12 protein-coding genes are annotated in these 11,460 nt (G+C 69.0%); 10 read left to right on the top strand and 2 right to left on the bottom strand.

The features are described 5' to 3' along the window. The first annotated feature begins 139 nt into the window (after nucleotides 1–139). On the top strand, nucleotides 140–520 hold the full coding sequence (locus K9U41_RS19010; protein WP_282642439.1) for a VOC family protein: 381 nt from the start codon (nucleotides 140–142) through the stop codon (nucleotides 518–520). Nucleotides 521–677: 157 nt separating this feature from the next. Here K9U41_RS19010 and pncA read toward each other — a convergent pair whose 3' ends face one another. Continuing rightward, nucleotides 678–1,466 carry a bifunctional nicotinamidase/pyrazinamidase gene (gene pncA / locus K9U41_RS19015; RefSeq protein ID WP_282642440.1) on the bottom strand — a complete coding sequence of 263 codons (789 nt, stop codon included), beginning with the start codon at nucleotides 1,464–1,466 and terminating at the stop codon, nucleotides 678–680. A gap of 155 nt (nucleotides 1,467–1,621) precedes the next feature. Between pncA and dnaK the strand changes: the two genes are divergently transcribed. Both dnaK and dnaJ read left to right on the top strand, forming a co-directional pair. After that, nucleotides 1,622–3,517, top strand: coding sequence for a molecular chaperone DnaK (dnaK, locus tag K9U41_RS19020; protein WP_282642441.1), 1,896 nt, complete (start codon nucleotides 1,622–1,624; stop codon nucleotides 3,515–3,517). A 262-nt stretch (nucleotides 3,518–3,779) separates the two neighbouring features. Further along, nucleotides 3,780–4,919, top strand: a complete 1,140-nt coding sequence (gene dnaJ, locus K9U41_RS19025; protein WP_282642442.1) for a molecular chaperone DnaJ — start codon at nucleotides 3,780–3,782, stop codon at nucleotides 4,917–4,919. A 34-nt stretch (nucleotides 4,920–4,953) separates the two neighbouring features. On the opposite strand, the gene K9U41_RS19030 is transcribed toward dnaJ, so the two are convergent. Beyond that, nucleotides 4,954–5,967 (bottom strand): NAD-dependent epimerase/dehydratase family protein, encoded by a 1,014-nt coding sequence (locus K9U41_RS19030; protein ID WP_282642443.1) that lies wholly within the window; start codon nucleotides 5,965–5,967, stop codon nucleotides 4,954–4,956. Between the two features lie 76 nt (nucleotides 5,968–6,043). On the opposite strand from K9U41_RS19030, the gene K9U41_RS19035 reads away from it, so the two are divergent. From K9U41_RS19035 to K9U41_RS19065, 7 genes are all read left to right on the top strand, one after another. Continuing rightward, complete coding sequence (locus K9U41_RS19035; RefSeq protein WP_282642444.1) at nucleotides 6,044–6,679, top strand: TetR/AcrR family transcriptional regulator; 636 nt, start codon at nucleotides 6,044–6,046, stop codon at nucleotides 6,677–6,679. Between the two features lie 159 nt (nucleotides 6,680–6,838). Then, the gene (locus K9U41_RS19040) at nucleotides 6,839–7,456 is read left to right on the top strand and encodes a class I SAM-dependent methyltransferase (RefSeq protein WP_282642445.1); all 618 of its coding nucleotides are present in this window, start codon (nucleotides 6,839–6,841) and stop codon (nucleotides 7,454–7,456) included. A gap of 58 nt (nucleotides 7,457–7,514) precedes the next feature. After that, nucleotides 7,515–8,219: a histidine phosphatase family protein gene (locus tag K9U41_RS19045; RefSeq protein WP_282642446.1), complete on the top strand. Its 705-nt coding sequence runs from the start codon at nucleotides 7,515–7,517 to the stop codon at nucleotides 8,217–8,219. Continuing rightward, nucleotides 8,216–8,920, top strand: coding sequence for an orotidine-5'-phosphate decarboxylase (gene pyrF / locus K9U41_RS19050; protein WP_282642447.1), 705 nt, complete (start codon nucleotides 8,216–8,218; stop codon nucleotides 8,918–8,920). The genes K9U41_RS19045 and pyrF overlap by 4 nt, the downstream gene beginning before the upstream one ends. Before the next feature lie 46 nt (nucleotides 8,921–8,966). Next, on the top strand, nucleotides 8,967–9,611 hold the full coding sequence (locus tag K9U41_RS19055; RefSeq protein WP_282642448.1) for a DUF1330 domain-containing protein: 645 nt from the start codon (nucleotides 8,967–8,969) through the stop codon (nucleotides 9,609–9,611). Between the two features lie 110 nt (nucleotides 9,612–9,721). Then, on the top strand, nucleotides 9,722–10,537 hold the full coding sequence (gene dapB, locus K9U41_RS19060; protein ID WP_282642450.1) for a 4-hydroxy-tetrahydrodipicolinate reductase: 816 nt from the start codon (nucleotides 9,722–9,724) through the stop codon (nucleotides 10,535–10,537). Nucleotides 10,538–10,618: 81 nt separating this feature from the next. After that, nucleotides 10,619–11,242 (top strand): 2,3-bisphosphoglycerate-dependent phosphoglycerate mutase, encoded by a 624-nt coding sequence (locus K9U41_RS19065; RefSeq protein WP_282642449.1) that lies wholly within the window; start codon nucleotides 10,619–10,621, stop codon nucleotides 11,240–11,242. Nucleotides 11,243–11,460: the final 218 nt, after the last annotated feature.

The raw sequence follows: 11,460 nt of genomic DNA on the forward strand, positions 1-11,460 counted from the left end.
GGGCGGGGCAGGTCGGGGCGGTCCCAGGTGCGGGCGCCGCGGGTCCTTGCGCCCTGCGGCGGCTTTTGATCCGGGTCACTGGCCGTGGCGGGTCGGTTCGGGCATGGTGCCGGCGCTCGCCCATCAGGCAGGAGAGGCCATGGCACCGCACGCGAAGTTCTACTGGAACGAGCTGATGACCGACGATGTGGAAAAGGCCAAGGCCTTCTACAGCGCGGTGCTCGGCTGGACCTTCAGCGAGATGCCCATGGAGGGCGGCCGGGTCTATTATGTCGCCATGCTCGGCGAGGAGCCGGTGGCGGGCCTGATGGACAAGACCGATATCGTGCCGCCCCACGTGCCGCCCCACTGGTTCGGCTACATCAGCGTGGACGACGTGGACGCCCGCGTGGCGCTGCTTGAGGCCAAGGGCGGGCAGGTGGTCCGGCCGCCGTTCGACATCGAGGGCGTCGGCCGCATCGCCATCGTCGCCGATGCGACCGGCGCGCCGCTCGGCCTCATGACCGCCTTCGACGAATGATGTCATTGGCACCGGTCTTCGACCGAGGCCAAGACCGATACCAAGACCGATGCCAAGCACGTGGGCTCGCTCAAGCGCCGCGCGGGCGAGCCGATGGCCGATGAGCCAAGCTCACCGGCCATTGGTATGAGCCGGCGGGCGGCTCAGGGCGCCACGTTCAGGCGATCACATCCGCCAGCCGCACCCGCCGCACCCCGGCGGCGGCCATGTCGGCATGGGCCCTGGCCAGGGAGCCGTCCACGTCCAGCGCCCGGCAGGCGTCCTCGATCACATGGGTAGCAAAGCCGTGCCGGGCGGCATCCACCGCCGACCAGGACACGCAGAAGTCCGTCGCCAGTCCCAAAAGATAGACTGTATCGATGCCCCGGTCCCGCAGGTATCCGGAGAGGCCGGTGGGGGTGGTGCGGTCCGCTTCGTAGAAGGTGGAATAGCTGTCGATGGTGCGGTGGTGCCCCTTGCGGATGATCAGCTGGGCATGGGGGATGTCCAGCGCGGCGGACAGGCGGGCGCCATCGGTCTCCTGCACGCAATGGTCGGGCCACAGGATCTGGCGTCCGTAGGGCAGGTCGATCTCGTCGAAGGGTGCCCTGCCCGGGTGGCTGGAGGCGAACGAGACGTGGCCCGGCGGGTGCCAGTCCTGGGTCAGCACCACGACGGGGAAATGCCGCGCCACGGCATTGGCAAGCGGCACCACCTCGTGCCCGCCGGGCACGGCCAGGCGGCCGCCGGGCAGGAAGTCCACCTGCAGGTCGACGGCCACGAGCGCGGCGCGCGCCCTGGCGTCTGCGGCGGGAAACGGGACCTTGGCAAAGACCTGGGCAAGGACCGGGGTTGGGTCAGGCATCGGCATGGTCCTTTGCGATCGCCCGCGTGGCTGGCTCGCGCGGCTGCTCGCGCCGACGTGAAAAAGGACCGGACCGCGAGCCGGCACGCCTTGCGGCGCCAAAACACCCCCCCTATATCCGCCTCGATCGTCGTTGTCGCGACGAACCCCAATTTGAAAGTTCAGGGGGCCGGCGGATCGGTTGCGGGAGGGGCCTGCGGCCATCCCCCGCGGGTGCCGAAAGGGCCCGGTCGGCCTGCCGACAAGGAGAAAACCATATGGCCAAGATCATCGGTATCGACCTCGGCACCACCAATTCGTGCGTTGCGGTGATGGAGGGGTCCACCCCGAAAGTCATCGAGAACGCCGAGGGCGCGCGCACCACGCCGTCCATCGTCGCCTTCACGGAGGACGGCGAGCGTCTCGTCGGCCAGCCTGCCAAGCGGCAGAGCGTCACCAATCCCGAGCGCACCTTCTTCGCGGTGAAGCGCCTCATGGGCCGCCGCTACGACGATCCCACCGTCGAGAAGGACAAGAAGCTCGTCCCCTATTCCATCGTGCGCGCCGACAATGGCGATGCCTGGGTGGAAGCGGACGGCAAGAAATATTCCCCCTCGCAGATCTCCGCCTTCGTCCTGCAGAAGATGAAGGAGACGGCCGAGTCGTTCCTGGGCGAGAAGGTCGAGAAGGCGGTCATCACCGTCCCGGCCTACTTCAACGACGCCCAGCGCCAGGCCACCAAGGACGCCGGCCGCATCGCCGGCCTCGAGGTGCTGCGCATCATCAACGAGCCCACGGCGGCGGCGCTCGCCTATGGCCTCGACAAGAAGTCGGCCGGCACCATCGCAGTCTACGACCTGGGCGGCGGCACCTTCGACGTGTCGGTGCTGGAGATCGGCGACGGCGTGTTCGAGGTGAAGTCCACCAACGGCGACACCTTCCTCGGCGGTGAAGACTTCGACATGCGGCTCGTCACCTATCTGGCGGACGAGTTCAAGAAGGAGCAGGGCATCGACCTGCGCAACGACAAGCTCGCCCTCCAGCGCCTCAAGGAGGCCGCCGAGAAGGCGAAGATCGAGCTGTCGAGCGCGACCCAGACCGAGATCAACCTGCCCTTCATCACCGCCGACGCCACCGGCCCGAAGCATCTCACCCTGAAGCTCACCCGCGCCAAGTTCGAGGCGCTGGTGGATGACCTCATCCAGCGCACGGTGGAGCCCTGCCGGCTCGCGCTCAAGGATGCCGGCCTCACCGCCGGGCAGATCGACGAGGTGGTCCTCGTCGGCGGCATGACCCGCATGCCCAAGGTGCAGGAAGTGGTGAAGCAGTTCTTCGGCAAGGAGCCCCACAAGGGCGTCAACCCGGACGAGGTGGTCGCCATCGGCGCCGCGGTCCAGGCCGGCGTGCTCCAGGGCGACGTGAAGGACGTGCTGCTGCTCGACGTGACCCCGCTGTCGCTGGGCATCGAGACCCTGGGCGGCGTGTTCACCCGCCTCATCGACCGCAACACCACCATCCCGACGAAGAAGGGCCAGACCTTCTCCACCGCCGAGGATGGCCAGACCGCGGTGACCATCCGCGTGTTCCAGGGCGAGCGCGAGATGGCGGCAGACAACAAGATGCTCGGCCAGTTCGACCTCATGGGCATCCCGCCCGCGCCCCGCGGCGTGCCGCAGGTGGAGGTGACCTTCGACATCGACGCCAACGGCATCGTGCAGGTCTCCGCCAAGGACAAGGGCACCGGCAAGGAGCAGCAGATCCGCATCCAGGCGTCCGGCGGCCTCAACGAGGCCGACATCGAGAAGATGGTGAAGGACGCCGAGGCCCACGCCGCCGAGGACAAGAAGCGCCGGGCCCTGGTGGAAGCCAAGAACCACGCGGAAGCCCTCGTCCACTCCACCGAGAAGGCCGTCGCCGAGCATGGCGACAAGGTCGGCGCGGTGGAGAAGGGGGCCATCGAGGCGGCCCTGGCGGACCTCAAGTCGACGCTGGAAGGCGAGGACGTGGAGGCCATCACCGCCAAGACCAACGCCCTGGCCCAGGCCTCCCTCAAGCTCGGCGAGGCCATGTATGCGGCCCAGCAGCCGGGCGCCGAGGCCGGCGCCAAGCCTGCGGACGACGTGGTGGACGCCGAGTTCACCGAGGTCGACGACGACAAGAAGAAGTCGGCGTGATTGACTGCCGGCGGGCGCTGGCGCCCGCCGGCAACCCTCCCTTCGTGGAGGATATGCGTCCGGTTTCGAACGTCATGCCCGGGCTTGTCCCGGGCATCCACGCCGGTCCGCCGGAGCGGCGCGGAAAGCATGTTCCGGCCGGGGAGCGTGGATCGCCGGTTCCAGGCCGGCAGTGACGATCAGGTGAGACTGCTGAAGACTGTCCACCAAGCCTCAGGGCGGGACAGCAGGGCAGGCCGATTGCGGCAGGTGAAGATTGAGCATGGCCAAGCGCGACTATTACGAAACCCTCGGCTGCGACCGCGGCGCCGACGAGACGGTGCTGAAGGCCACCTACCGCAAGCTCGCCATGAAGTGGCATCCGGACCGCAACCACGGCAATCCGGAAGCCGAGGTGATGTTCAAGGAGGTCAACGAGGCCTACGAGGTCTTGAAGGACCCCCAGAAGCGCGCCGCCTATGACCGCTTCGGCCATGCCGCCTTCGAGAATGGCGGCGGCGGCGGTCCCGGCTTCGGCAACGATTTCGCCTCCTCCTTCGCCGATATCTTCGACGATTTGTTCGGCGGCGCCATGAACCGCGGCCGCGGCGGCGGCCAGCAGCGCGGGCGCGGGGCGGACCTGCGCTACAACATGGAAATCACGCTGGAGGAGGCCTTCTCCGGCAAGACCGCGCAGATCAAGATCCCCACCTCGATTTCGTGCGAGACCTGCTCGGGCACCGGCGCCAAGCCCGGCACCCAGCCCAAGGCCTGCCGCATGTGCGGCGGCGCCGGCAAGATCCGCCACGCCCAGGGCTTCTTCACCCTGGAGCGCACCTGCCCGAACTGCCAGGGCCGCGGCAATGTCATCGAGGACCCCTGCGGCGACTGCGGCGGTGCCGGCCGGGTGACGCGCGAGCGCACCCTCTCGGTGCAGATCCCCGCCGGTGTCGAGGACGGCACCCGCATCCGCCTCGGCGGCGAAGGCGAAGCCGGGGTGCGCGGCGGCGCGGCGGGCGACCTCTACATCTTCCTCTCCATCGAGCCCCACCCCTTCTTCCAGCGCGAGGGCGCGGACCTCTACTGCCGGGTGCCCATCTCCATGGTGACGGCGGCGCTGGGCGGCGCGGTGGAGGTGCCCACCATCGACGGCGACAAGAGCAAGGTGAAAATCCCCGAGGGGACCCAGTCGCAGAAGCGCTTCCGCCTCTCCGGCAAGGGCATGCCCATCATGCGCGCGCGCAACCACGGCGACATGTATGTGCAGGTGGTGGTGGAGACCCCGCAGAAGCTCACCAAGCGGCAGAAGGAATTGCTCGCCGAGTTCGACAAGGAATGCTCCGGCGAGACCCACCCCGAATCCACCGGCTTCTTCGCCAAGGTGAAGGAATTCTTCCAGGGCGCCGCCGGCGAGGGGGCCTGAGCGGCCTCCCCGCGCCGGACCGGCGGGACTGCCTTCACGCGGCCTGCGGGGCGTGCGCCGCACGTGACGCCGCGGCTGCCGCCGCCATGGTGCTGGCGATGCCCTCCCCATAGGGCGTCTTCACCACCGGGCCGATGAGGCCTTGCAGGGCCGTGTCGTCCATGATGACCGGCGTGGTCATCAGATAATTCATCTCCACCAGTTCGCGCATCACCGGGTCGAACAGGCCCGCGAGGCGCAGCATGGTCTTGTTCGCCACCATCAGGCGCGGCTTGGTATTGGGCCTGGCATTCACCAGGGCGAAGGCGCGCTCCGCCACCTCCCGCACGCTGATGGTGCCGGCGCCGCCCAGGTTGAAGGTGCGGCCGAAGGCGGCGTCGGTCGCCAGCAGGGTGCGCACCACAGGCCCCACGTCCGGCACGAAGACGAACTCGTGGGGCCGGTCGATGGGGCCGATCACCTTCGCCCGCCGCCCTTCGGCCGCTGCGGCGAAGATGTCGGAGAGGAAGCTGCGCTCGACGCCCGGCCCGTAGAAATCCGGCAGGCGCAGGATGGTGGCGCGGATCGTGCCCGCCGCGTCCGCCTCCATCAGCAGGTCTTCCTGCGCCTTGCGCATCTGGCCCTTGAAGGTGTGTGGCACGCGCGGGTGGCTCTCGCTCACGCGCGCGGCCTGCGGCCGTCCGAACGGATAGGCGGTGCCGATGAGCAGCAGGCGCGACACCCCCTCCGCCGCCGCGGCCTCGATGGTGCGTGCCATGAGCCGGGGGTGGAGATGAAAGGCGTCATAGGGCACGCCCACCATGTAGGCGAGGGTCTCAAGGCCCCGGAACGCGGCGCGGATGGTGGCCGGATCGTCGGGGTTCCAGATGCGCAAGTCCGCTTCGGGTCGGGAGGCGAAGGCGCGGGCAAGGCCCGGCGCCGAGCGGCCGATGGCGGCGAATCCTGTCCCTGCATGGGCAAGCGCCGTGGCGATGCTGGCGCCGATCGGGCCGGTCGCACCCACGAGACCGATGGGGGGCGTGGCTTGCGAGGGGAGATTGAAGGGCATAAAACGCTCCTGAACGATGTTCACTAAACATTGTTCATAAATTGAACAGTGTTCATGTCAATCCCGGAGCCCTCTTTTGCCGTCCCCGCCACGTGCCCGCCGCAAGGAAGACGCCCGCGCCCGCATCCTCGCCGAGGCGCGGCACATCGTGCTGGAGCAGGGCTTCGAGGCGCTCACCATGCGCCGCATCGCCGAGGCGGCCGGCTATTCGGCGGCCGCGCTCTATCTTCATTTCGAGAATCGCGAGGCCATCGCCCGGGAGCTGGGTGAAAGCGGCATGCACAGCCTGCTTAAGGCACTGACCGAGGCCGCCGCGTCCGCCGACGAGCCGGTGAAGCGGTTGCGGGCGCTGGCCCTCGCCTATGTGGGCTTTGCCCGAATCGAGCCGGAGACCTACCGCCTGATCTTCATGGAGCCGAGCTTCGCCGCCAGCGCCCTCGGCGGCAAGGACGAGGCGGGAGCTGCGGCATTTCAACTGCTCGCCGGCGCCTTCGAGGCCCTGGATCGGGCCGGCCGGCTGAGGCCGGGACAGGATTTGGGCGGGCTCGCACTGACCTTCTGGATCCTGCTGCATGGCACGGTGAGCCTGAAGCTGACCTGCTCCGCCTTTCTTTCGCCACCTGAAGAGGACCTTCTCGCCGCCGCCCTTGACAGTCTCCTCAACGGGGTACTGGCGCCGGAGCCGATGGGGTCGAAACAACCCGAACGGTAAATCGGTCGCCGAACCGTGGTTGGAGAAGGCGTTGCCCGATCAGTGGGGTTAGACGCTGGTTGGTGCGCGTCCCTGCCGGGCGGCACGAACCTTGACCCCGCCTGCTTTCCCGTCTAAGCGCCTGATATCCGATCCTCTCGGGCGCCCGAGGTGCCGTTGATGCTTCACTCCCACGACCAGCGCAGGCCGCTTCAAAAGCCTTTGCTTCCGAAGCCCAATCTCAAGGACGAGGTTCGCTTTCTGCAGTCGTGGTTCCAGAATCCGCTCAAGACCGGCGCGGTGGCACCATCCAGCCCGGCTCTGGCCAAGATGATGGCGAGCTACCTCGACCCGAAGCAGGACGGCCCGGTCATCGAACTCGGACCGGGCACCGGACCTGTAACCAAGGCCTTGATCCAGCGCGGGTTCGCGCCGGAGCGCCTGTACCTCATCGAATATAATCCGGAATTCTGCGCCCTGCTGCGCCTGCGCTATCCCGGCGCCACGGTGATCAACGGCGACGCCTACACCCTCGCCAAGACGTTGGCCGACCGGCTGCCGGGCAAAGCGGTCGGCACCATCTCGTCGCTGCCGCTCTTCACCATGCCGGAGACCGAGCGGCACCGCATGGTGAACGAGGCGTTCGACATGTCCCATGCCGGCGCGCCCTTCGTGCAGTTCACTTACGCGGTGGTCACACCGGTGCCGCTGGTGCCCGGCGCCATCGAGGGCGAGCGTTCGCCGCGGGTGTGGAGAAACATTCCCCCCGCCCGTGTCTGGGCCTATCGCCGGCCCTGAGGTTTTTGAGCCGTCGGCGCCGTCCGGTGCCCGGCTGGCCGCAGCGCCGGGGCCGCACGTGACGGACTTCCTTTACCTCACCCACCCTCAGGTCCTGGTGGACCCGGCCGTGCCGGTGCCGCGCTGGGGCCTGTCGGAGGTCGGGCGGGCGCGCACGCGTGCCTTTGCCGCATGCGCAGATCTCTCCCCCTACCGGCGCATCGTCTCCTCCACGGAGGAGAAGGCGATGGAGACCGCCGCGCTCCTCGCCGATGCCCTCGGCCTCCCCGTCGAGGTGCGCGAGGGGATGGAAGAGAACGACCGTTCCGCAACAGGTTACCTGCCGGAAGCGCAATTCCAGCAGATGGCCGATGGCTTCTTCGCCCGCCCCCATGAGAGCGTTGCGGGCTGGGAGCGGGCGCAGGACGCGCAGGCGCGAATCGTCGCCGCCATCTCCCGAGCCCTCGCCGAAGGTCGCGACCATCAGCGGCTTCCCGTTCTGTTCGCGGGCCATGGCGGGGTTGGCACCTTGCTTCTGTGCCATCTGGCGGGCTACCCCATTTCCCGCATCCACGACCAGCCGCCGGTCGGCGGCGGCTGCTGGTTCCGCGCCGGTGCGGGACAGCCCCCGGACCGCTGGCGCACGATGGAGGAGGGCGCAGGTTCGGCCGGCGCTCGGGAAAAGGGCGGCGCTCACGCTGGCGCCACGGATGAACGCACAGCGCCTGCCGGCGCGCGGGAACAGGGCGCATCGCTCGCATGCGCACCGGAGGAGGGCGCATGAGCCTTGTCGATGCGAAGGTCCGCGACCGCATGATCGTGGCGCTCGACTATCCCAACGTGAGCGCGGCCGAGGCCCTAGTCTGGCAGCTCGGCGACATCGTGACCTTCTACAAGATCGGCCTCGAACTCTCCATCGCGGGGGGGCTCGACCTTGCCGCCGACCTCATCGGCGCCGGCAAGAAAGTGTTCCTCGACCTCAAGCTGCACGACATCGGCAACACGGTGGAGCGGGCGACCGCGGCGGCGGCGGAGCGGGGGGTGCACATCCTCACCGTCCATGCCTATCCCCAGACCATGGCGGCGGCCGCGCGGGGCGCCAAGGCCAGCCCGCTCGAAGTGCTGGGGGTGACCGTGCTCACCTCCTACGACGACGCGGACCTGGCCACCGCCGGCTATCGCATGGGCGTGACCGACACCGTGCGCCTCAGGGCCGAGCAGGCGCGGGAGGCGGGGATCGCCGGGGTCATCTGCGCGCCCACCGACGCGGCCATGGTCCGCGCCATCCTCGGGCCGGACGGGCGGGTGGTGACGCCGGGCGTACGGCCCAAGGGGGCGGACGTGGGCGACCAGAAGCGCATCGCCACTCCGGCGCAGGCCATCGCGGCCGGCGCCGACCGCATCGTGGTGGGCCGGCCGGTGACGGCGGCCGAGGATCCGGTGGCGGCGGCCGAGGCCATCCTCGCGGAACTGGCGGGCGCCTGAAGCAGGGGAAGCCTGAGGCAAGGTAACGGGGCAACGGGAGGGGGCGATGGCGAAGGGCTACTGGTTCGTCAATCTCGATGTGGTCAACCCGGTGGACTACATCACCTACCGGGAAGCGAACGCCCGATACGCGGCGGAGCACGACCTGCGCTTCGTCGTGCGTGGCGGCGATTTCGAGCATCTGGAGGGCATCAAGCGCCACCGCAACGTGCTGGTGGAGCTGCCCTCCTTCGACGCGGCGCTCGCCACCTACGAGGCCCCCGACTACCAGCCGGTGAAGGCCCTGCGACGGGCCACCGCCATTGCCGACATCGCGGCGGTGGAGGGCTATGAGGGGCCCCAGCCGTCGGCGGTGCCGCCGCCCGAGGGCACGCCCGACAAGCCCCGCGGCTACTGGATGGCGAAGGTCGATATCACCGACCCGGAGCGCTACAAGGACTATGTGGCGGCCAACGCCGAGCCGTTCGCCGAATACGGCGCCTGGTTCCTGGTGCGCGGCGGCCGTCACCAGCTCCTGGATGGCCGCGGGCGGTCGCGCTATGTGGTGATCGCCTTCCGCGACATGGAGACGGCGCGGGCCTGCTATTTCTCCCCCGGCTACCAGCGGGCGCTGGCCATCCGCCAGTCGGCGTCGGTGGCGGATCTCATCCTGATCTCCGGCTTTACCGGGCGCGAGCCGCCGCCGGCCTGACGGGCGATCCCGCAAGGAAACGCCCGTCCATCCCGCAACACGCGCCTGCGTCCCTCAAAAAGGTGCCGCCCGGCCACGCGAAGGACCCAAGAATCGTGTCCCACCTAACCGTGTCTCACCTGCGCATCGTCATCGCCGGAGCCGGCGGCCGCATGGGCCGCGCCCTCATCAAGGCCATTTCGGAAACCGAGAGCCTCATTCTGGTGGGCGCCCTGGAATATTCCGGCTCGTCCCATCTCGGCGAGGACGCCGGGATCATGAGCGGCCTGAAGGCCAACGGCGTGACCGTGGAAAGCGACGCGGCCCCGACCCTCAACGGCGCCGACGTGGTGGTGGACTTCTCCACCCCCTCGGCCTCGGTGCGGCTGGCGGAGACCCTCGCGGCGGCGGGCATCGCCCATGTCATCGGCACCACCGGCTTCTCCAACGAGGACAACGCGGCCATCGCCGCCGCCGCCCGGCGCACGCCCATCATGAAGTCCGGCAACATGAGCCTCGGGGTCAACCTTCTGGCCGCCCTCACCCGCCGGGTGGCGGCGACGCTGGACGAGAGCTTCGATATCGAGATCGTGGAGATGCACCACAACAAGAAGGTGGATGCGCCCTCCGGCACGGCTCTTCTGCTGGGCGAGGCCGCAGCCCAGGGCCGCGGTCGCCACCTCGACGACTGCTCCGAGCGCGGCCGCGACGGGGTCACCGGCGCGCGCAAGCCCGGCGCCATCGGCTTCGCCAGCCTGCGCGGCGGCTCGGTGGTGGGCGAGCACATGGTGATCTTCGCCGGCCAGGCCGAGCGCATCGAGCTGGTGCACAAGGCGGAGGACCGCATGATCTTCGCCCGCGGCGCGCTGACGGCGGCGCGCTGGCTGAAGGGCCGCGAGCCGGGCCTTTATTCCATGGCCGACGTGCTCGGCCTCGGCGATTTCTGAGCGCCGCTTTCCGACCGCCGATTGTTTGCCCGCAGATTTCCGAGCCGGGAGCCACGCCCGGAGACCACCCAGGAGCTTTCCATGTCCGACCGCATCCTCGTCCTCGTCCGTCACGGGCAGAGCGAGTGGAACCTGAAGAACCTGTTCACCGGGTGGCGCGACCCGGACCTCACCGAGCAGGGCGTCTCCGAGGCCAGGCGCGCCGGCGGGCTGCTGAAGGCCGAGGGGCTCACCTTCGACGTGGCCTTCACCTCCGACCTCACCCGCGCCCAGAAGACGCTCTCCCTCATCCTCGGCGAGATGGGGCAGGAGGGCGTGCCCACCACCCGCAACGTGGCGCTGAACGAGCGGGACTACGGCGACCTCTCCGGCCTCAACAAGGACGACGCCCGCGCCAGGTGGGGCGAGGACCAGGTGCACATCTGGCGCCGCTCCTACGACATCGCCCCGCCCGGCGGCGAGAGCCTGCGCGATACGGTGGCCCGCACGCTGCCCTATTATGTGCAGGAGATCCTGCCGTGCGTGCTGCGCGGCCAGGCGACGCTGGTGGCGGCCCACGGCAACTCACTGCGCGCGCTCATCATGACGCTGGAGAAGCTCTCCCCTGAGGGCATCATGAAGCGCGAGCTGAACACCGGCGCGCCCATCGTCTACAAGCTGGCGGCGGATTCCACGGTGGCGGAGAAGCGCGACCTGGTGGCGTGAGTCGGGGGCGGGGCCGGCAGGGCTTGCGATCGACTGCCAGCGGTGAACCCTCTCCCGCCCGAGGCCGGATGTTTCCGGCCCCGGCTTGTGGGAACTGAACTCGGCAACAGCCGAGTTCAGGCGGGGGAGGGAGTAAGGCCGGCGCTGAGTGAAAGAGCGCGTTTTACGATTGAGTACCGCAGTGGAACCCTCTCCCGCGTGCGGGGGAGGGCAGGGAG

It is taken from the genome of Xanthobacter autotrophicus (assembly GCF_029991245.1).
GTDB lineage: Bacteria > Pseudomonadota > Alphaproteobacteria > Rhizobiales > Xanthobacteraceae > Xanthobacter > Xanthobacter autotrophicus_C.

Coding starts and splice junctions, on each gene's coding strand:
- K9U41_RS19040 (WP_282642445.1), top strand. CDS start 6,839: ATGCTTCACTCCCACGACCAGCGCAGGCCGCTTCAAAAGCCTTTGCTT.
- dnaJ (WP_282642442.1), top strand. CDS start 3,780: ATGGCCAAGCGCGACTATTACGAAACCCTCGGCTGCGACCGCGGCGCC.
- K9U41_RS19030 (WP_282642443.1), bottom strand. CDS start 5,967: ATGCCCTTCAATCTCCCCTCGCAAGCCACGCCCCCCATCGGTCTCGTG.
- K9U41_RS19010 (WP_282642439.1), top strand. CDS start 140: ATGGCACCGCACGCGAAGTTCTACTGGAACGAGCTGATGACCGACGAT.
- pyrF (WP_282642447.1), top strand. CDS start 8,216: ATGAGCCTTGTCGATGCGAAGGTCCGCGACCGCATGATCGTGGCGCTC.
- dnaK (WP_282642441.1), top strand. CDS start 1,622: ATGGCCAAGATCATCGGTATCGACCTCGGCACCACCAATTCGTGCGTT.
- K9U41_RS19055 (WP_282642448.1), top strand. CDS start 8,967: ATGGCGAAGGGCTACTGGTTCGTCAATCTCGATGTGGTCAACCCGGTG.
- K9U41_RS19065 (WP_282642449.1), top strand. CDS start 10,619: ATGTCCGACCGCATCCTCGTCCTCGTCCGTCACGGGCAGAGCGAGTGG.